Origin of the sequence: Cupriavidus metallidurans CH34 (genome assembly GCF_000196015.1) — a bacterium.
GTDB classification, from domain to species: domain Bacteria; phylum Pseudomonadota; class Gammaproteobacteria; order Burkholderiales; family Burkholderiaceae; genus Cupriavidus; species Cupriavidus metallidurans.
On record NC_007973.1, the window covers coordinates 1,628,601 to 1,647,158 of the forward strand.

Consider the following 18,558-nt stretch of genomic DNA (forward strand, 5'->3'; position numbering starts at 1 on the left):
AGTGCTAGCTTTGCGTACCGTCACTTATTGCACTGAAAACGAGGAGACCCCTGGAGGTGTTGATGGCGAACTCCTGGGTCGCCGCGGGGATGCGCAGCATTGGATGGGTGAGGATGAACTCGCCGACATCCCGGTCGAGGGTGAAGCCGTGGGTGCCCTGACCGGTGGTGAGCACCAGCATGGTCGCCGGCCCGTAGAGGGCGTAACCGGCGCAGACCTGCCCGGCGCCCGCCTGCAGGAAGTGTTCGAGGGTCGGCGGCACCTCCGGATCGGGCGAGCGCAGCACCGAGAAGATGGCGCCCACCGAGATGTTGGCGTCGATGTTGGAAGAGCCGTCCAGGGGATCGAAGACCAGCAGGTACTTGCCTCGCGGGAAGGCCGCGGGGATCGGGTAGATCGTGTCCATCTCCTCGGAGGCGAGGGCGACTAGGTGGCCACCCCTCTCGGTGGCGTGGACGAGGATCGCGTTGCTGATCACGTCGAGCTTCTTCTGCACCTCGCCCTGAACGTTCTCGTGCTCCGCCGAGCCGAGCACGCCCGCCAGGGCGCCGCGGCTGGCCGCGGTGGCGATCACCTTGCAGGCGGTGGCGATCACGTTGAGCAGTCCGGAAACTCCCCGGTGGCCGCCGGGTGGGCGCGCTGGGACTGGATGATGAACTGGGTCAGGGTGATGCCGGTGGGGGTTATGACCCTCTCCTCGTCGGGGATCGTCGGTGTGGCAAAGGTGGCCGCTTGGCCGGAGTTCCAGAAAAACCCCCTCCGCTACAGCGGAGGGGGTGAAGGCACTTGCCGAGGAGAGTCGATGCAAGTGCGAGGGAGACCGGGCCAAGGGACTACCGTGCAAGGCACTATCGGGACGACAGCTTAGATGGAGGCAATGCTTAAAACAATTTGTAAATACTTTATCGGCAGTTTAGTTTGTCTTAATCAACCCGGCGCCCGGGCGCCATGGCGGAATCGACGGGGCCAAAACAAAGCCCCCGAGTTGCCGAAGGCAGTCGGGGGCGGGAGGCGGCCACAGGGGCGGAGGTTGTCGGCGTTTCAGCTTGTTAGCGAAATCGGTTCAGCTTGTCGGCGTAGAACGCTTTCAGGTCCTGCCGCTCCACGTACGCCCATACCCGTCGCGCCCGGTGCCCTTCCGGCAACACCGATTCCAGATCGCTCGCGCGAAACTCCAACTGGTTTCGGTTCGGCAACAGCACTCGGGCTCGTAACGTCATGGCCTTGGTCGGCCGACTTGCAACGGCTCGATTATACCACTGGCATTGCTGGTACTTTCACGGGCTCTCTGCGGAAGCGGCTGCGGCGACGTGCGAGGGTTGGTCATGTCGGATCGGCGACGTCGCTGTCGTCAGGACGCGTCGTGGCTCATCATCGCAGCAAGATGAGACTCGCCGTGCTCGAGCACGAAGTAGCGGAATGCCTCGGCCGCCGGCGACAACTGCTTGGCCGCAATGTTCACCACGTTCCACCGCCGCTCCAAGGGCAGGCCTTCAACATGAGGTACGGCGATCAGGCCGTTGGACCACTCCAGCGCGATCGTGTGCAGCGACAGAAGACTGACGCCCATGCCGGCCATTACCGCCTGCTTGATTGCCTCGTTGCTAGGCATCTCCATGACGAACGTGGGCTGAATTCGGTGCGCATCCAGGTACTTCTGAAGCGCCTCCCGGGTTCCCGAATCGGGTTCGCGCACGATGAACGGCTCGTTGGCGAGCGCCACCGCGGGCACAGCTTCGGCGCGCGCGAAGCGATGCTGTGGCGACACCACCAGCACATGCGGGTGCGACGCGAACGGTTCCGCTCGAGTGGGGGGATCCTGTGGCGGCCGACCCATGATGCAGAGGTCCACATCGTTGCCCTGCATCATCACGCCAAGCTTTTCCCGACTAGCCAGGCGCAGGCGCACGTCCACGGCAGGATGCTCGGCGTGGAACTTCGCCAGCAACTGCGGCAGGAAGTAGCTGGCGGCACCCACCATCCCGATCGTCAGTCGGCCGGACTCCAGGCGCTTGAAACGGGCCATCATATCCTCGGCGTCCTTCAGCGTCGCCAACAGCCGGCGCGCATAGACGAGGAAGTACTCCCCAGTCGTGGTCAGCGTCATGCGCCGGCCCGCGCGATCGAACAAGGTCAGCCCGACCTGCCGCTCGGCTTCCTTGATTTGCAGCGAAACGGCTGGCGCCGTCAGGTGTAGAGCCTCGGCGGCACGGATCACGCTCGAGTAACGAGCGACCTCACTGACAACCCTGAGTTGCCTGAAGGTGATCTGCATGATTTAGCAAAAGGTAAACGAAAACGAAAGAATATCAAACTTTCTTTTATTCATCACAGCGATTAATGTTCGTCCGTACCCCGGATCCCTTCTCAGGAGAGTTGAATGAACAGCCCGCTTGACTCCCGCTTGGCGGCCGACGCCACCCAGATCAACCAGCCGACGGACGAGCCCCGCGTCGGCCTCGCGCGCCAGGAGGGCGCGGGCCGCGACATTCGCTACACGGCGCATTCGTGCGCGACCGACCGCGCCGAAGCGCAGCGCTACTGAACGAGGACTGCCGCAGCATGACCATGCACCGCATCGCCCCCAGCATCCTCAGCGCCGACTTCGCATGCCTCGGTGACGAGGTACGCGGCGTGATCGCCGCCGGCGCCGACTGGATTCACTTCGACGTGATGGACAACCATTACGTCCCGAACCTGACGATCGGCCCGGCGGTGGCGAAGGCGCTCAAGCCCCACACGCGGCGCGCCGACGGCAGCTCGGCGCCGCTCGACGTGCATCTGATGGTGCACCCGGTGGACACATTGGCGGCCGAGTTCGCGCAAGCCGGGGCCGGCCTCATCAGCTTTCATCCCGATGCCAGCGTTCACGTGGACCGCACCCTGCAGCTGATTCGCGGGGCCGGCTGCAAGGCCGGTCTGGCCTTCAATCCGGCCGCGCCGCTGGACGTGCTGGACTGGACCCTCGACAAGATCGACCTCGTGCTGATCATGAGCGTCAACCCCGGTTTCGGTGGGCAGAGCTTCATCGACAGCGCGCTGCGCAAGATCGAGAGCGCCCGGCGTCTCATCGACCAGTCCGGCCGCGACATCCGTCTGCAAGTCGACGGCGGTATCAAGGTCGACAACATTCGTCGTGCCGCCGATGCGGGCGCCGACACTTTCGTGGCCGGCAGCGCGATCTTCGGCCAATCGAACTACAAGGCCGTCATTGATGCCATGCGGGCCGAACTGGCCGCGCCGATGGGCAAGGTGGCGTGAGGCTGGCGCATGGACGCACCCCTACCTCTGTATCGCATGCGCCAGACCAGCCGCCTGTTCGCCGATCGTAACCGCGTGCTCGACCAGGTCGCGCTCACGACTCTTGCCGCGGCGGACATCCGGGTCAGCCGGGTGTTCGCCGCGGCAACCTGACACTGAACCACTCCGAGGACTCACCCATGCCACTGTCCCACCGCCAGACCCTGACCCGCTACCTGATCGAGGAACGACGCCGCTTCCCCGAGGCCAGCGGCGAACTCAACGCGCTGATCCTCGATGTGGCGCTGGCATGCAAGGCGCTGGCCCGCGTCGTGTCGTTCGGAGAACTCGGCGACGCGTTGAGCGACGGTTCCGCTGCGCCCACGGGGGGGGGCATCAACGTGCAGGGCGAGGTGCAGAAACCGCTGGACGTGCAGTCCAACGAGATGTTCATCCGCATGAACGAGTGGAACGGGCAACTCGCCGGCATGGCCAGCGAGGAGATGGAGGAGCCGTACCTGATCCCGAGCTCTTACCCGCGCGGCAAGTACCTGCTCGTGTTCGACCCACTGGACGGCAGCAGCAACATCGACGTCAACGTCTCCATCGGCAGCATCTTCTCGATCCTGCGCGCCCCGGCCGACGTGGTAGCCAGCGGCCGCGACGTGACCGAAGCGGACTTCCTGCAGCCCGGCGCCGCACAGGTCGCCGCCGGCTACACGATCTACGGGCCGACGACGCAACTGGTGCTGACCGTCGGCAATGGTGTCGCGGCCTTCACGCTGGACCCCAACCTCGGCGAGTTCTTGCTGACGCGCAGCGACATCCGCGTACCCGAGCAGACGCAGGAGTTCGCAATCAACTCCAGCAACAGCCGGTTCTGGGAGCCGCCGGTCAAGCGCTACGTCGACGAATGCCTGGCCGGCAAGACCGGGCCGCGCGGCAAGGACTTCAACATGCGCTGGGTCGCGAGTATGGTCGCCGAGGCGCATCGCATCCTCATGCGCGGCGGTGTCTTCATGTACCCGCGCGACACCAAGGATCCCGCCAAGCCCGGTCGTCTGCGGCTGCTGTACGAGGCGAATCCGGTCGCAATGCTGATGGAACAGGCCGGCGGCCGCGCCAGCACGGGGCGCGAGCCGATCCTGGGGGTCAGTCCGACGGCGCTGCATCAGCGCATCGGCTTGATCTTCGGCAGCAAGGATGAAGTCGAGCGCATCGAGCGCTATCACCAGGAGCCGGCGTCCAACGAGGCCGCCGCACCGCTGTTCGCCGAACGCAGCCTGTTCCGCGACTGAACCGAACACGAGCCACCCTGCGAGTCCACACCATGTCAGAAAAACACCCCATCATCGCCATCACGGGCAGTTCCGGCGCCGGCACGAGCTCGGTGACGCGCACGTTCCAGAACATCTTCCGGCGCGAAGGCGTGAAGGCAGCCGTCATCGAAGGCGACAGCTTCCACCGCTACGACCGCAAGGGGATGAAGCTGCACCAGGCCGAGGCCGAGAAGTCCGGCAACACGCACTTCAGCCACTTCGGGCCGGAGAACAACTTGCTCGTCGAGCTCGAACAGCTGTTTCGCGGCTACAGCGAGAGCGGCACCGGCAAACGCCGCAAGTACCTGCACGACGACGACGAGGCCGCGCCGTACAAGCAGGAGCCGGGCACCTTCACGCCGTGGGAGGACCTGCCTGCCGACACCGACATGTTGTTCTACGAGGGACTGCACGGGGCGGTGGTGACGCCTGAGGTGAACATCGCCAAGCACCCCGATTTGCTGGTCGGCGTGGTGCCGGTGATCAACCTCGAGTGGATCCAGAAGCTGTACCGCGACAAGAAGATGCGCGGTTACTCGACCGAGGCGGTGACCGACACCATCCTGCGCCGCATGCCCGACTACGTCCAGTACATCGTGCCGCAGTTCTCGCAGACGCACGTCAACTTCCAGCGCGTACCGGTGGTGGATACGAGCAACCCCTTCATCGCGCGCGACGTCCCGAGTGCCGACGAGAGCCTGTGCGTAATCCGCTTCGCCAACCCCAAAGGCATCGACTTTCAGTACCTGCTGAACATGATCCACAACTCGTGGATGAGCCGCGCCAACACGCTCGTCGTGCCCGGCGGCAAGATGGAGCTGGCGATGCAGTTGATTTTTACGCCGTTTATCTGGCGCATGATGGAACGGCGCAAGCGCGCCCTGGGAGTCCTGTGATGGCCAGTACCTCTGCCGACCGCGTGCTGCGCCCCGAGAGCGGCCGCTACGACGAACTCGCCAACGCGCTGCGCGCCCTGGCCATGGACGCCGTTCAGCAGGCCAACTCCGGCCACCCCGGCGCGCCGATGGGCATGGCCGAGATGGCCGTCGCGCTGTGGAGCGGTCATCTGCGCCACAACCCGGGCAATCCCGGGTGGCCCGACCGCGACCGGTTCGTCTTGTCCAACGGGCATGCGTCGATGCTGCTGTATGCCTTGCTGCACCTGAGCGGCTACGACCTGCCGATCGAGGAACTGCAGCGCTTCCGGCAACTGCACAGCAAGACCCCGGGCCACCCCGAGGTGGGCCTCACGCCCGGCGTGGAAACCACGACCGGCCCATTGGGCCAAGGTTTGGCGAACGCGGTCGGCATGGCGCTGGCCGGGAAGTTGCTGGGCGACGAGTTCAACCGCCCGGGACATGTCGTGGTCGACCACCACACCTACGTCTTTCTCGGCGACGGCTGCCTGATGGAAGGCATCAGTCACGAGGTCTGCTCGCTGGCTGGCGTGTGGAGGCTCAACAAGCTGATCGCGCTGTACGACGACAACGGCATCTCGATCGACGGTGCGGTCGATGCCTGGTTTCGCGACGACACCGCGGCACGCTTTCGAGCCTATGGCTGGAACGTGATCGGCCCGATCGACGGCCACGACGTCGTGGCGATCGGGCGTTCCATCGCCGACGCGCGGCGCTCTGCCGACCGGCCCACGTTGATCGTGTGCCGCACCACCATCGGCCGCGGCTCCCCGGGACGCGCCGGTACGGCCAAGGCCCATGGCGAACCGCTCGGGGCCGACGAGATTGCCGCCACGCGCGCCGCCATCGGGTGGCACGAGGCTCCGTTCGAAATTCCGGATACCGTGCGTGCGCGCTGGAGCGCGCGCGATCTGGGCGCCAGGCGCGAAGCTCAGTGGCGCTTGGGCTTCGAGGCCTACCGGAGCGAATATCCCGCACTGGCCGCGGAGTTCGAGCGCCGGATTGCCGGCGACCTGCCGTCGTCGTTTCATGAAGCCGCGTCGGCAGCGATGATCGAACTCGGTCAGGCCACCACGCCGGTCGCCTCACGCAAGGCTTCGCAGCAAGCGCTGGCGATGCTGGCGCCCAAGATCCCCGAGATGCTCGGCGGCAGTGCCGACCTCACGGGCTCTAACCTGACCGACTTCCCGGGCTGCGGTGCCGTGCGGGCCGGCCAGCCCGGCGGGCGCCACGTCAACTACGGCGTGCGCGAGTTCGGCATGGCGGCGATCATGAACGGGCTGGCGCTGCACGGCGGCTTCATTCCGTACGGCGGCACCTTCCTCACCTTCAGCGACTACAGCCGCAACGGAATTCGCATGGCCGCGCTGATGAAGCTGCGCGTGGTTCATGTCTTCACGCACGACTCGATCGGCCTGGGCGAGGACGGCCCGACGCACCAGGCCGTCGAGCATGCCGCGAGCTTGCGCCTGATCCCCAATCTCGATGTCTGGCGGCCCTGCGACGCCGCCGAGACCGCGGTGGCCTGGGCGTTCGCGCTCGAGCAACGCACGCGCCCCAGCGCGTTGCTGCTGTCGCGGCAGAACCTGCCGCCGCAGGCGCGCACTGCGGAGCAGGTCGCGCAGATCCGTCGCGGCGGTTACGTGCTCTCCGACCGACCCGAGCCGCAGGTGGTGCTGATCGGCACCGGCTCCGAGGTGTCCATCGCGATGGAGGCGCAGCGCCTTCTCGATGCGGTGGGCATCGCGGCGCGGGTGGTCTCGTTGCCCTGCAGCACCCTCTTCGATCGGCAGGAGGCCGCCTGGCACGAGCAGGTGCTCGGCCGGGGAATCCCGCGCATCGGCGTCGAAGCGGGCGTCACCTCGTGGTGGGGCCAGTACCACTGCGTCGCCGCGCTGGGGGTGAACAGCTTCGGCGAGTCGGCGCCCGGCCCGCAGGTGTACGAGCACTTCGGCCTCGACGCCAAGGCGCTGGCCGACCTGGCACGCGAAGTGCTGGCGCGCGAAGTGCGGTTCGTCCGGTCCAGGAGCTGACATGCGCTACGACATCGTCAGTTTCGATCTCGACGGCACGCTGGTGGACACGGCCGCCGAGATTGCCGAGGCCGCCAATCGCGCGCTCGAGTCGCATGGGATCGCGCGGCGCCCTGTGTCGGAAGTGACCGTGCTGATCGGCGCCGGCACGCGCGAGCTCATGCTCAAGCTGTTGGCCCGCGTCATGATCGAGCAGCCCCATCTCGCCGACCGCGTGCACCCGGACCAGGTGCTCGCCAGCATGGACGAACACTATGCGGTGACCACCGGCACCTCCAGCGTGCCGTACCCGGGCGCGCTCGAGGCCCTGAGTGCGCTCAAGGCGGCCGGCATCAAGCTGGCCTGCGTCACCAACAAGGAATTCCGGCATGCCGAGCGCGTGCTGCGCGTGCACCGGCTCGACGCCTATTTCGACCTGGTGGTCGGCGGCGACTCCCTGCGCGTGAAGAAGCCCGATCCGGGCGTGCTGCGTCATGTCGTCGAACGACTCGGTGGTAGTACGGACCGAACCGGACACGTCGGCGACTCGCGCGTCGACGTCGAGGCAGCCCGCAATGCGGGAGTGACCGCATGGGCCGTCCCCTACGGCTACAACGCCGGGCAGCCGATCGAAGATGCGTATCCCGAGCGCCTGTTCCCGAGTCTCGCTGATCTTGCGCAGCATGTACTCGCCGGCCGGTCCGGCGCACCTTGCGTTTCGCTCACTTCAACCCAACCCACTATCTCATCATGACTATTCGCATCGGAATCAACGGCTTCGGTCGCATCGGCCGCATGGTGTTTCGCGCCGCCGTGCAGGACTTCAAGAACGACATCGAGGTGGTCGCGATCAACGACCTGCTCGAACCCGACTATCTCGCGTACATGCTGCGGTACGACAGCGTGCACGGCCGCTTCAAGGGCGAAGTGGTCGTCGATGGCGGCACGCTGGTCGTCAACGGCCGCAAGATCCGGCTCACCGCGGTAAAGGATCCCGCCGCGCTCGCCTGGGGCGATGTCGGCGTCGACGTGGTCGTCGAGTCGACGGGCCTGTTCCTGACGCACGACACCTGCCAGAAGCACCTCGACGCTGGCGCCAGGAAGGTGATCCAGAGCGCACCCAGCAAGGACGACACGCCGATGTTCGTCTATGGCGTCAACCACACCCAGTACGCCGGTGAGAAGATCGTCAGCAACGCGAGCTGCACCACGAACTGCCTGGCGCCGGTGGCCAAGGTGCTCAACGACAGTTTCGGCATCAAGCGCGGCATGATGACCACCGTGCACGCCGCCACCGCCACGCAGAAGACCGTGGACGGCCCGAGCAACAAGGACTGGCGCGGCGGCCGCGGCATCCTCGAGAACATCATCCCCTCGTCCACCGGCGCCGCCAAGGCGATGGGCCGGGTGATCCCGGCGCTGAACAACAAGCTCACCGGCATGGCGCTTCGCGTGCCGACCAGCGATGTGTCGGTGGTCGACCTGACCGTCGAACTCGCCCAGGAGACGAGCTACGAAAAGATCTGCGCGGCGATGAAGGCGGCGAGCCAGGGCGCCATGAAAGGCGTGCTCGGGTACACGCAGGACAAGGTGGTTTCGACCGACTTCCGCGGCGAGGCCTGCACCGCGGTGTTCGACGCCGAGGCCGGCATTATGCTCGACTCGACCTTCGTCAAGGTGGTGGCCTGGTACGACAACGAATGGGGCTACTCGAGCAAGGTGCTCGAGATGGTGCGCGTGATGGGAGCGTCGCGGTGAACGTGTTGCGCTTCGCCGACCTCGTCGCCCAGGGCCGCGTGTGCGGCCAGCGCGTCTTCATCCGCGCCGACCTCAACGTGCCGCAGGACGATGCGGGGAACATCACCGAAGACACGCGCATCCGCGCCTCGGTGCTCTGCATCCGCATGGCGCTGGACGCCGGCGCGGCGGTCATGGTCACCTCGCACCTCGGCCGCCCGACCGAAGGCGAGTTCAAGCCCGAGGACTCGCTCGCGCCGGTGGCCGCACGGCTCGCCGCGCTGCTCGGGCGGCCGGTGCCGCTGAAGTCGAACTGGGTGGGTGGCGTGGACGTGCAGCCCGGCGAGGTGGTGTTGCTCGAGAACTGTCGCCTCAACAAGGGCGAGAAGAAGAACAGCGAGGCGCTGGCGCGCCAGATGGCGGCGCTGACCGACATCTTCGTGCACGACGCCTTCGGCACCGCGCACCGCGCCGAAGCCTCCACCTACGGCATCGCGCAGTTCGCGCCGGTGGCTTGTGCCGGCCCTCTGCTCGCGGCGGAAATCGACGCGATCGGCAAGGCGCTGGCTGCCCCGAAGCGCCCGCTGGTCGCCATCGTCGCCGGCAGCAAGGTCAGCACCAAGCTCACGATCCTGCAAAGCCTGGCCAAGAACGTCGATGGCCTGATCGTCGGCGGCGGCATCGCCAACACCTTCCTGCTCGCGCAGGGCCTGCCGATCGGCAAGAGCCTCGCCGAGCCGGACTTGGTGGATGAGGCTAGGGCGGTGATCGACGCGATGAAGGCCCGCGGCGCCGAGGTGCCGATCCCGGTGGACGTGGTCTGCGCCAAGGCGTTCAAGGCCGACGCGCCGGCCACCGTCAAGGCCGTGGCCGAGGTGGACGACGACGACCTGATCCTCGACATCGGCCCGCAGACCGCCACGCTGCTCGCGCACAAGCTCGCGGCCGCCGGCACCATCGTCTGGAACGGACCGGTGGGCGTATTCGAGTTCGACGCGTTCGCCAACGGCACCAAGACCATCGCGCGCGCGATCGCGGCCAGCGACGCCTTCAGCATCGCCGGCGGCGGCGACACGCTCGCGGCGATCGCCAAGTATGGCATCGACAAGGACGTGGGCTACATCTCCACCGGCGGTGGCGCCTTCCTTGAGGTGCTCGAGGGCAAGACGCTGCCGGCCTTCGAGATCCTGGCCAGGCGCGCGCAATGACCACCGGAACGGCGGCAAGACCCAAGCTCGAGGCGCTGCTGTGGGACGTCGACGGCACCCTCGCCGAGACCGAGCGCGACGGGCATCGGGTCGCGTTCAACCTCGCCTTCGAGGCCTTCGGCCTGCCTTGGCGTTGGGACGATGCGCGCTATGGCGAGCTCCTGCGCGTGACCGGCGGGCGCGAGCGCCTGATGCACGACATGGACAGCCGGCCCGACGCACCGCCCATGGCGAGCGAGCGCGATGCGCTGGCGCGCGCGCTGCACGCGAAGAAGAACACCTTGTATGCTGAACTGGTTGCCGATGCCGGCATTCCGCTGCGCGACGGCGTTCTGGAACTGATGCGCGAGTGCCGCGACCACGGCGTGCGCATGGCCGTCGCCACGACCACCAGCCGCTCCAACCTCGAAGCCTTGTTGCGCAAGCACATGGGCAACCGGTGGGCCGGCTGGTTCGGTGCCATCGTGTGCGGCGAGGACGTGGAGCGCAAGAAGCCCGATCCCGAGGTCTTCGTCAAGGCCTTGCGGGCGCTGGGCGTCGGCCCACACCAGGCCGTCGCCATCGAAGACTCGCCCGGCGGCGTGGCGGCGGCGCGCGCCGCCGATTGCCCGGTGGTGGTCACCCGCAGCTTCTACTTCGCCAAGGCACCGATCGAGGGTGCCATCGCCGTCGGCCCCGGCCTGCACGCCCGCGAGGGCTGGCGCCCGGCGCTGGCCGCGCGGGTGAAGCCGCCGCAGTCGCAGGGGCAGCGCGTCGGCCTCGCCGACATCGCCGACTGGTTTGCGCAACGGGACACGATCTGCGACTACCCGTAGCGCACTTGCACTCGATCCAACGACTTCCTGAACCTTCAACGACTTACGGAGAATCCTTCATGGCCCTCATCTCACTGCGCCAAGTGCTCGATCACGCTGCCGAATACGGCTACGGCGTGCCCGCTTTCAATGTCAACAACCTGGAGCAGGTCCACGCCATCATGGAGGCGGCGCAGGAAACGCAGTCGCCGGTGATTTTGCAAGCCTCGGCCGGCGCCCGCAAGTATGCCGGCGAGCCCTACCTGCGCCACCTGGTGCTGGCGGCCGTGGAGATGCACCCCGACATCCCGGTCGTGCTGCACCAGGACCACGGCGCCTCGCCGGCGGTGTGCCAGCAGTCGATCCGCTCGGGCTTCACCAGCGTGATGATGGACGGCTCCCTGCTCGAAGACGCGAAGACGCCCGCGAGCTACGATTACAACGTCGACGTCACGCGCAAGGTCTGCGAAATGGCGCATTCAATCGGCGTCTCGGTCGAGGGTGAACTGGGCTGCCTGGGTTCGCTCGAAACGGGCGAGGCCGGCGAAGAAGACGGCGTCGGTGCCGTGGGCAAGCTCACGCACGACATGATGCTCACCAATCCCGAGGAGGCCAAGGACTTCGTGGCCCGCACTGGCGTGGATGCGCTGGCTATTGCCATCGGCACCAGCCACGGCGCCTACAAGTTCACCCGCAAGCCCACCGGCGACATCCTGGCCATCGAGCGCATCGCGCAGATCCACGCCGCGGTGCCGAACACGCACCTGGTGATGCACGGCTCCTCCAGTGTGCCGCAGGAGTGGCTGGCGATCATCCGCAAGTACGGCGGCGACATCAAGGAGACCTACGGCGTGCCGGTCGAGGAGATCCAGCGCGGGATCAAGAGCGGTGTGCGCAAGATCAACATCGATACCGACATCCGCTTGGCGATGACCGCGGCGATGCGCCAAGTGTTCGCCGAGCAGCCCAGCGAGTTCGACCCGCGCAAGGCGCTGCAGGCGGCCACTAAGGCCGCGCGCAGCGTGGTCAAGGCGCGCTTCGAGGCCTTCGGCTGCGCCGGGCAGGGGGCCCGCATCAAGCCGCTCCCGCTCGAAGTCATGGCGGCACGCTACGCGTGAAGGCCCGCCACACCATGCGCCGCAACCGCAACGCCAAGATCGTCGCCACGCTCGGCCCGTCCAGTTCCGACAAGGACACCATCCGCCGGCTGTTCGCCGCCGGTGTCGATGTCTTTCGCCTGAACTTCAGTCACGGCGACGAGGCGGCGCATCGGGCCAGCTTCGCCATCCTGCGTGAACTCGAGCGCGAGGCCGGCCGCCCGATTGGCATCCTGGCCGACCTGCAGGGTCCGAAGCTGCGCGTGGGCACTTTCGCCGCGGGTTCGGTGATGCTGGACGAATCGCAGCCGTTCCGCCTCGAGCTCGACACGGCGCCGGGTGACGCGCGCCGCGTCGGCCTGCCGCATCCGGAGATCTTCGCGGCGCTGGCGCCGGGCGCCGAACTGCTGCTCGACGACGGCAAGCTGCGGCTGATCGTCGAACGCTGCGGCGCCGACTTCGCCGATACGCGCGTGGTGGCCGGCGGCAAGCTGTCCGATCGCAAGGGCGTCAACGTGCCCGGCGTGCTGCTACCCATCAGCGCACTGACCGCCAAGGACCGGCGCGATCTGGCGCTGGCGCTGGACCTCGGTGCGGACTGGATCGCCCTGTCGTTCGTGCAGCGGCCCGAAGACGTCGTCGAGGCGCGAAAGCTGATCGGCGAACGCGCGGCCATCGTTGCGAAGCTCGAGAAGCCGTCGGCGGTCGAACAACTGGAAGCCATCGCCGAATGCGCCGACGCCGTGATGGTGGCGCGCGGTGACCTGGGCGTGGAGTTGCCGGCCGAGCGCGTGCCCGGGATACAGAAACGCATCCTCCGCACCTGCCGCCGGCTCGGACGGCCGGTGATCGTGGCCACGCAGATGCTTGAATCGATGGTGACGAGCCCGGTGCCTACGCGCGCCGAGGCCTCGGACGTGGCCACTGCGATCTACGACGGCGCCGACGCGGTCATGTTGTCCGCCGAATCCGCTGCCGGCCGCTATCCGGTCGAGGCGGTGGACATGATGAGCCGCCTGATCACCGAAGTGGAGGGCGATCCGCAGTACCTGCAGCTGATGAACGCGTCGCGCCCGAGCGCGCCGGCTGGCGCGGGTGCCGCCGACGCCGTGTGCTGCGCCGTGCGCCATGCCGTCGCGCTGATGCATGCGAGCGCCATCGTCTGCTACACGAGCTCGGGCCACACCAGCCTGCGTGTCGCCCGTGAGCGTCCCGAGGCGCCGGTACTGAGCCTGACGCCGCATTTGCGCGTCGCGCGCCGCATGGCGCTCGCCTGGGGCATCCACTCGGTGCACATCGAGGACGTGGCCGATGTCGATCAGATGACCGCGAAAGCCTGCGCGGTCGCCTGCCAGGAAGGATTCGCCCAGGGCGGGCAGACCCTCGTCGTCATTGCCGGCGTGCCGTTCGGCACGCCCGGCACGACGAATCTCATGCGCATCGCGACGGTGTGAATCCAGTCCCTCTTAACAGACCAAAGAGCCCCCCGATGGACCCGACCCCCCTCCCGCCGCACCCAGTTCGCGGCCAACGCCGACGACTGCTGGTGGCCGGCAACTGGAAGATGAACGGCAGTCTGGCCGGCGTACAGGCGCTGGCGGCGGCGATCGCCGACGGTGCCGTGGCACGCCTGGACCGTGTGCAACTGGTACTGTTCCCACCCTTTACCTACCTGCCCGAGGCGCAGCGCCGCCTGGGCGCCAGCGGCATGGCCTGGGGCGCACAGAACGTCTCGGGGCATGAAGACGGTGCCTTCACCGGCGAAGTATCGGCCCAGATGTTGCGGGAGTTCGGCTGCGCCTGTGTGCTGGTCGGCCACTCCGAGCGGCGCACGCTGTTCGGCGAGAACGACGCCGTCGTGGCGCGCAAGTTCCTTGCGGTCCGCCAAGCCGGAATGACGCCGGTGCTGTGCGTCGGCGAGTCGCTGCCGGAGCGCGAGCAAGGTGCGACCGAGGATGTGGTGGCGCGCCAGCTCCAGGCGGTGCTTGATCTGGCCGGGGCGAGTGCGTTTGCCGATGCGGTCGTGGCCTACGAGCCCGTGTGGGCGATCGGCACGGGCAAAACGGCCACACCCGCCCAGGCGCAGGACGTTCACGCCTTCATCCGTGGCCGACTGGCCGAGGCGGACCCGGCCATCGCAGCGTCGCTGCACGTCCTTTACGGCGGCAGCATGAAGCGAGCGAACGCACGCGAGCTGCTCGCCATGCCCGACATCGATGGCGGCCTGTTGGGCGGGGCGTCGCTGAACGTCGACGAGTTCATGGCCGTGGCCATCACGGCCCAGCGGCTCGCGCAGGAGAACACTTAATGACGCAGGACGAGATCAAGGCCATGGTCGCCCGTGCGGCGCTGCCGCACGTGCTGCCCGGCAGCATCATCGGCGTGGGTACCGGATCGACGGTGAACCACTTCATCGACGCGCTGTCCTCGCTTCGCGAGGGCATCGCCGGCGCGGTGTCGAGCAGCAATGCGACCACGGCCAGGCTGCGCGGGCATGGCATTCGAGTCCTCGAGGCCGGCGAAGTCGAACAACTGGCTCTGTACGTGGATGGCGCCGACGAGATCGACCCGCACGGTCACATGATCAAGGGTGGCGGTGCGGCGCTCACGCGCGAGAAGATCGTGGCCGACTTGGCGCAGCGCTTCCTGTGCATCGCCGACGCATCCAAGAAAGTCGAGGTGCTGGGACGGTTCCCGCTACCCGTCGAGGTGATCGACGTCGCCGCCACGCGCATCGCCCGCCGCTTCGCGGCGATCGGCGGCCGTGCCGTTCTGCGCAAGGGTGTCGTCACCGACAACGGCCACCCGATCCTCGACGTGCACGGCCTTGCCATCGCCGACCCGCCGGCGTTGGAGGCCGAGATCAACCAGTGGCCCGGCGTGGTGACGGTCGGACTGTTCGCGCGCCACCGCGCCCATGCGTGCCTGCTGGGCACCCCCGAGGGTGTGCTCACGCTGCAGTTCTGACTGCGTTAGAGATATGCGATCGTAATGCTCACGATTCGCTCATTGCAAGATCAGCGAAAAAGGGGCGACAATGCTAGCAGCGGGCGCCAGACCCTGAATCGCTTCGACCACCAAGGAGGAGACACATGAGCAAAGACATCCGGACAATACTTGAGCGTTACCGCTCAGACAGAGCCCGTCTGATGGACATACTTTGGGATGTTCAGCATCTGTACGGGCACATTCCCGATGAGGTGCTGCCGCAACTAGCGGCCGAGTTGAACCTGTCCCCACTCGACATTCGGGAAACAGCGTCGTTCTACCATCTTTTCCATGACAAACCGTCGGGAAAGCATCGGATTTACCTGTGCAATTCCGTGATTGCCAAGATGAACGGCTATCAGGCGGTGCACGATGCCCTCGAGCGCGAGACTGGAGTCCGTTTCGGCGAAACCGACCCGAATGGAATGTTCGGCCTGTTCGAAACGCCCTGTATCGGACTCAGCGATCAGGAGCCGGCGATGCTGATCGACAAGGTGGTATTCACCCGCCTGAGGCCCGGAAAGATCGCAGACATCATCGCCCAGCTGAAACAGGGGCGGTCCCCGGCCGAGATCGCGAACCCGGCCGGGTTGCCCAGCGACGATATCGCCTATGTCGATGCCCTGGTGGAATCCAATGTGCGCACGAAGGGGCCGGTATTCTTCCGTGGCAGGACGGATTTCAAGGCCGTGCTCGACCACTGCCTGACGCTCAGGCCCGAACAGGTGATCGACGAGATCATCGAATCCAAGCTGCGCGGACGCGGGGGCGCCGGGTTCACGACCGGGCTGAAGTGGCAGCTTTGCCGGCGTGCTTTGAGCGACACGAAGTACGTCATCTGCAATGCCGACGAAGGCGAGCCCGGGACCTTCAAGGACAGGGCCCTGCTGACACGCTCGCCCAAGGAGGTATTCATCGGAATGGCGATCGCCGCCCATGCCATCGGCTGCCGCCATGGCATCGTTTACCTCCGCGCGGAGTACTTTTATCTCAAGGATTATCTGGAACGACAGCTTCAGCAGCTCAGGGATGACGGGTTGCTGGGACGCGCTATTGGCGTCCGGCGGGACTTTGATTTCGATATCCGTATTCAGATGGGGGCCGGCGCTTATATCTGCGGTGACGAGTCGGCCCTCATCGAGTCCTGCGAGGGAAAACGCGGCACGCCACGGGTGAAACCTCCCTTTCCGGTGCAGCAGGGGTATCTGGGAAAACCCACCTGCGTCAACAACGTCGAGACCTTTGCCGCCGTCTCCCGAATCATGGAGGAAGGCGCCGACTGGTTCAGTGCGATGGGAACGCCGGACTCCGCCGGCACCCGACTGCTGAGTGTTGCCGGCGATTGCAGCAAGCCGGGGATCTACGAGGTGGAATGGGGCGTGACGCTCAACGAGGTACTGGCGATGGTCGGAGCGAAGGAGGCGCGGGCCGTTCAGATCAGCGGGCCCTCGGGTGAGTGCGTGTCGGTGGAGAAGGATGGCGAACGCAGGCTCGCGTACGAGGATCTTTCCTGCAATGGTGCGTTCACGATCTTCAACCGGAACCGTGACCTGCTGGACATCGTCAAGGACTACATGCAGTTCTTCGTCGATGAGTCCTGCGGCATTTGCGTGCCGTGCCGGGCCGGCAACGTCGACCTGCACAGGAAGGTCGAATGGGTGATCGCCGGCAAGGCGTGCCAGAAGGATCTGGACGACATGGTCAGTTGGGGAGCGCTGGTGCGCAAGACCAGTCGATGTGGTCTTGGCGCCACCTCTCCCAAACCCATCCTGACGACGCTGGAGAAGTTTCCCGAGATCTATCAGGACAAGCTGGTGAGGCACGAGGGCCCGCTGCTGCCGTCGTTCGACCTCGATACCGCCTTGGGCGGGCATGAGAAGGCGCTGAAGGAACTGGAGGAGGCAAAAAAATGAGCATTCAGATCACGATCGACGGCATCACGGTCACGACGGAGGAAGGGCGAACGCTGGTGGACGTCGCCGCAGAAAACGGCGTGTATATCCCGACGCTGTGCTACCTCAAGGACAAGCCCTGTCTTGGCACCTGCCGGGTGTGTTCGGTAAAAGTGAATGGCAACGTGAACGCGGCGTGTACGGTGCGGGTCTCCAAGGGCTTGAATGTCGAGGTCAATAGCCCTGAAATGGTCGATATGCGCAAGGCGCTGGTCGAATTCCTGTTCGCGGAGGGAAACCACAACTGCCCGAGCTGCGAAAAGAGTGGCCGTTGCCAGCTGCAGGCGGTCGGCTACGAGGTGGACATGATGGTCTCGCGCTTCCCGTACCGTTTCCCGGTTCGCGTACAGGACCAGGCTTCGGAGAAGATCTGGCTGGAGCGGGATCGCTGCATCTTCTGCCAGCGCTGTGTCGAGTTCATCCGCGACAAGGCGACCGGCAGGAAGATCTTCAGCATCAGCCAGCGCGGTTCCGAGTCGCGCATCGAAATCGATGTCGAACTCGCGAACGCCATGCCGCCGGAGCAAGTCAAGGAAGCGGTTGCGATCTGCCCGGTTGGCACCATTCTCGAGAAACGGGTCGGCTACGACGACCCCATCGGACAACGCAAGTACGAAATCCAGTCGGTGCGCGCACGCGCGCTGGGCCTGGAAGGAGTGGACAAATGAGCACCGCCGCAAAGAACGAGCTTGCGTCGCACGAGTTGCCTGCGACGCCGATGGATCCGGCGCTGGCCGCAAACCGCGAGGGCAAGATCAAGGTGTCCATGATCGGTCTGTGCGGTTGCTGGGGCTGCACCTTGTCCTTTCTCGACATGGACGAGCGGCTCCTGCCGCTGTTGGAGAAAATCACCATCCTGCGCTCGTCGCTGACCGATATCAAACGAATCCCCGAGCGCTGTGCGATCGGATTCGTCGAAGGCGGCGTTGCGAACGAGGAGAACATCGAAACGCTGGAGCACTTCCGCGAGAACTGCGACATCCTGATCTCGGTCGGGGCGTGCGCGGTGTGGGGCGGTGTGCCCGCGATGCGCAACGTCGTCGAGCTGAAGGACTGCCTGGCGGAGGCCTACGTCAACTCGGCGACCGCCGTGGCGGGCGCCAAGGCCGTCATCCCGTTCCATCCGGATATTCCCAGGATCACCACCAAGGTTTACCCCTGTCATGAGGTGGTCAAGATGGATTATTTCATCCCGGGGTGTCCTCCGGATGGAGACGCCATCTTCAAGGTCCTGGACGATCTGGTCAACGGGCGTCCATTCGATTTGCCGAGCTCGATCAATCGCTACGATTGA

Annotated in this window: 19 protein-coding genes and 1 pseudogene; 17 read left to right on the plus strand and 3 right to left on the minus strand. The window is 66.0% G+C overall.

Annotated features, from left to right (window positions below):
- Positions 1 to 4 precede the first annotated feature (4 nt).
- The 3 genes and pseudogenes from RMET_RS07585 to RMET_RS07590 all read right to left on the minus strand — a co-directional run bounded on the left by RMET_RS07585 (position 5) and on the right by RMET_RS07590 (position 2,275).
- Positions 5 to 595: a class 1 fructose-bisphosphatase gene (locus tag RMET_RS07585; RefSeq protein WP_049799707.1), complete on the minus strand. Its 591-nt coding sequence runs from the start codon at positions 593 to 595 to the stop codon at positions 5 to 7.
- 478 nt (positions 596 to 1,073) lie between these two features.
- Positions 1,074 to 1,208 (minus strand): annotated as a pseudogene (locus RMET_RS33515) (IS5/IS1182 family transposase); the annotation flags it as partial.
- Positions 1,209 to 1,351: 143 nt separating this feature from the next.
- Entirely contained in the window at positions 1,352 to 2,275 is a 924-nt protein-coding gene (locus RMET_RS07590) for a LysR family transcriptional regulator (RefSeq protein ID WP_011516252.1), read from the minus strand.
- A gap of 105 nt (positions 2,276 to 2,380) precedes the next feature.
- Between RMET_RS07590 and RMET_RS33520 the strand changes: the two genes are divergently transcribed.
- From RMET_RS33520 to RMET_RS07665, 17 genes are all read left to right on the plus strand, one after another.
- Positions 2,381 to 2,545 (plus strand): hypothetical protein, encoded by a 165-nt coding sequence (locus RMET_RS33520; RefSeq protein ID WP_155877857.1) that lies wholly within the window; start codon positions 2,381 to 2,383, stop codon positions 2,543 to 2,545.
- Positions 2,546 to 2,562: 17 nt separating this feature from the next.
- Positions 2,563 to 3,261, plus strand: coding sequence for a ribulose-phosphate 3-epimerase (gene rpe / locus RMET_RS07595; RefSeq protein WP_011516253.1), 699 nt, complete (start codon positions 2,563 to 2,565; stop codon positions 3,259 to 3,261).
- 9 nt (positions 3,262 to 3,270) lie between these two features.
- Positions 3,271 to 3,414 (plus strand): hypothetical protein, encoded by a 144-nt coding sequence (locus RMET_RS33525; protein ID WP_155877856.1) that lies wholly within the window; start codon positions 3,271 to 3,273, stop codon positions 3,412 to 3,414.
- Positions 3,415 to 3,440: 26 nt separating this feature from the next.
- Positions 3,441 to 4,538, plus strand: a complete 1,098-nt coding sequence (locus RMET_RS07600; RefSeq protein WP_011516254.1) for a class 1 fructose-bisphosphatase — start codon at positions 3,441 to 3,443, stop codon at positions 4,536 to 4,538.
- A gap of 32 nt (positions 4,539 to 4,570) precedes the next feature.
- A complete protein-coding gene (locus RMET_RS07605; RefSeq protein WP_011516255.1) occupies positions 4,571 to 5,455 on the plus strand; it encodes a phosphoribulokinase in 885 nt (294 codons plus the stop codon).
- Entirely contained in the window at positions 5,455 to 7,509 is a 2,055-nt protein-coding gene (gene tkt / locus RMET_RS07610) for a transketolase (protein WP_011516256.1), read from the plus strand. Before RMET_RS07605 ends, tkt begins: the two co-directional genes overlap by 1 nt.
- Before the next feature lies 1 nt (position 7,510).
- On the plus strand, positions 7,511 to 8,242 hold the full coding sequence (locus RMET_RS07615; RefSeq protein WP_011516257.1) for an HAD-IA family hydrolase: 732 nt from the start codon (positions 7,511 to 7,513) through the stop codon (positions 8,240 to 8,242).
- Positions 8,239 to 9,246 carry a type I glyceraldehyde-3-phosphate dehydrogenase gene (gene gap, locus RMET_RS07620; RefSeq protein WP_011516258.1) on the plus strand — a complete coding sequence of 336 codons (1,008 nt, stop codon included), beginning with the start codon at positions 8,239 to 8,241 and terminating at the stop codon, positions 9,244 to 9,246. Before RMET_RS07615 ends, gap begins: the two co-directional genes overlap by 4 nt.
- Positions 9,243 to 10,433: a phosphoglycerate kinase gene (locus RMET_RS07625; protein ID WP_011516259.1), complete on the plus strand. Its 1,191-nt coding sequence runs from the start codon at positions 9,243 to 9,245 to the stop codon at positions 10,431 to 10,433. Before gap ends, RMET_RS07625 begins: the two co-directional genes overlap by 4 nt.
- Positions 10,430 to 11,248 carry an HAD-IA family hydrolase gene (locus RMET_RS07630; protein WP_011516260.1) on the plus strand — a complete coding sequence of 273 codons (819 nt, stop codon included), beginning with the start codon at positions 10,430 to 10,432 and terminating at the stop codon, positions 11,246 to 11,248. Before RMET_RS07625 ends, RMET_RS07630 begins: the two co-directional genes overlap by 4 nt.
- Before the next feature lie 59 nt (positions 11,249 to 11,307).
- On the plus strand, positions 11,308 to 12,345 hold the full coding sequence (gene fba, locus RMET_RS07635; RefSeq protein ID WP_011516261.1) for a class II fructose-bisphosphate aldolase: 1,038 nt from the start codon (positions 11,308 to 11,310) through the stop codon (positions 12,343 to 12,345).
- A gap of 14 nt (positions 12,346 to 12,359) precedes the next feature.
- Positions 12,360 to 13,778: a pyruvate kinase gene (gene pyk / locus RMET_RS07640; RefSeq protein ID WP_011516262.1), complete on the plus strand. Its 1,419-nt coding sequence runs from the start codon at positions 12,360 to 12,362 to the stop codon at positions 13,776 to 13,778.
- A gap of 35 nt (positions 13,779 to 13,813) precedes the next feature.
- Positions 13,814 to 14,632: a triose-phosphate isomerase gene (tpiA, locus tag RMET_RS07645; RefSeq protein WP_011516263.1), complete on the plus strand. Its 819-nt coding sequence runs from the start codon at positions 13,814 to 13,816 to the stop codon at positions 14,630 to 14,632.
- On the plus strand, positions 14,632 to 15,291 hold the full coding sequence (gene rpiA, locus RMET_RS07650; protein ID WP_011516264.1) for a ribose-5-phosphate isomerase RpiA: 660 nt from the start codon (positions 14,632 to 14,634) through the stop codon (positions 15,289 to 15,291). The genes tpiA and rpiA overlap by 1 nt, the downstream gene beginning before the upstream one ends.
- Before the next feature lie 125 nt (positions 15,292 to 15,416).
- A complete protein-coding gene (locus RMET_RS07655) occupies positions 15,417 to 17,225 on the plus strand; it encodes an NAD(P)H-dependent oxidoreductase subunit E (RefSeq protein ID WP_011516265.1) in 1,809 nt (602 codons plus the stop codon).
- On the plus strand, positions 17,222 to 17,932 hold the full coding sequence (locus tag RMET_RS07660) for a 2Fe-2S iron-sulfur cluster-binding protein (RefSeq protein ID WP_011516266.1): 711 nt from the start codon (positions 17,222 to 17,224) through the stop codon (positions 17,930 to 17,932). The genes RMET_RS07655 and RMET_RS07660 overlap by 4 nt, the downstream gene beginning before the upstream one ends.
- Positions 17,929 to 18,558 (plus strand): NADH-quinone oxidoreductase subunit B family protein, encoded by a 630-nt coding sequence (locus tag RMET_RS07665; RefSeq protein WP_011516267.1) that lies wholly within the window; start codon positions 17,929 to 17,931, stop codon positions 18,556 to 18,558. Before RMET_RS07660 ends, RMET_RS07665 begins: the two co-directional genes overlap by 4 nt.

Coding starts and splice junctions, on each gene's coding strand:
- RMET_RS07590 (WP_011516252.1), bottom strand. CDS start 2,275: ATGCAGATCACCTTCAGGCAACTCAGGGTTGTCAGTGAGGTCGCTCGT.
- RMET_RS33520 (WP_155877857.1), top strand. CDS start 2,381: ATGAACAGCCCGCTTGACTCCCGCTTGGCGGCCGACGCCACCCAGATC.
- rpe (WP_011516253.1), top strand. CDS start 2,563: ATGACCATGCACCGCATCGCCCCCAGCATCCTCAGCGCCGACTTCGCA.
- RMET_RS33525 (WP_155877856.1), top strand. CDS start 3,271: ATGGACGCACCCCTACCTCTGTATCGCATGCGCCAGACCAGCCGCCTG.
- RMET_RS07600 (WP_011516254.1), top strand. CDS start 3,441: ATGCCACTGTCCCACCGCCAGACCCTGACCCGCTACCTGATCGAGGAA.
- RMET_RS07605 (WP_011516255.1), top strand. CDS start 4,571: ATGTCAGAAAAACACCCCATCATCGCCATCACGGGCAGTTCCGGCGCC.
- tkt (WP_011516256.1), top strand. CDS start 5,455: ATGGCCAGTACCTCTGCCGACCGCGTGCTGCGCCCCGAGAGCGGCCGC.
- RMET_RS07615 (WP_011516257.1), top strand. CDS start 7,511: ATGCGCTACGACATCGTCAGTTTCGATCTCGACGGCACGCTGGTGGAC.
- gap (WP_011516258.1), top strand. CDS start 8,239: ATGACTATTCGCATCGGAATCAACGGCTTCGGTCGCATCGGCCGCATG.
- RMET_RS07630 (WP_011516260.1), top strand. CDS start 10,430: ATGACCACCGGAACGGCGGCAAGACCCAAGCTCGAGGCGCTGCTGTGG.
- fba (WP_011516261.1), top strand. CDS start 11,308: ATGGCCCTCATCTCACTGCGCCAAGTGCTCGATCACGCTGCCGAATAC.
- pyk (WP_011516262.1), top strand. CDS start 12,360: ATGCGCCGCAACCGCAACGCCAAGATCGTCGCCACGCTCGGCCCGTCC.
- tpiA (WP_011516263.1), top strand. CDS start 13,814: ATGGACCCGACCCCCCTCCCGCCGCACCCAGTTCGCGGCCAACGCCGA.
- rpiA (WP_011516264.1), top strand. CDS start 14,632: ATGACGCAGGACGAGATCAAGGCCATGGTCGCCCGTGCGGCGCTGCCG.
- RMET_RS07655 (WP_011516265.1), top strand. CDS start 15,417: ATGAGCAAAGACATCCGGACAATACTTGAGCGTTACCGCTCAGACAGA.
- RMET_RS07660 (WP_011516266.1), top strand. CDS start 17,222: ATGAGCATTCAGATCACGATCGACGGCATCACGGTCACGACGGAGGAA.
- RMET_RS07665 (WP_011516267.1), top strand. CDS start 17,929: ATGAGCACCGCCGCAAAGAACGAGCTTGCGTCGCACGAGTTGCCTGCG.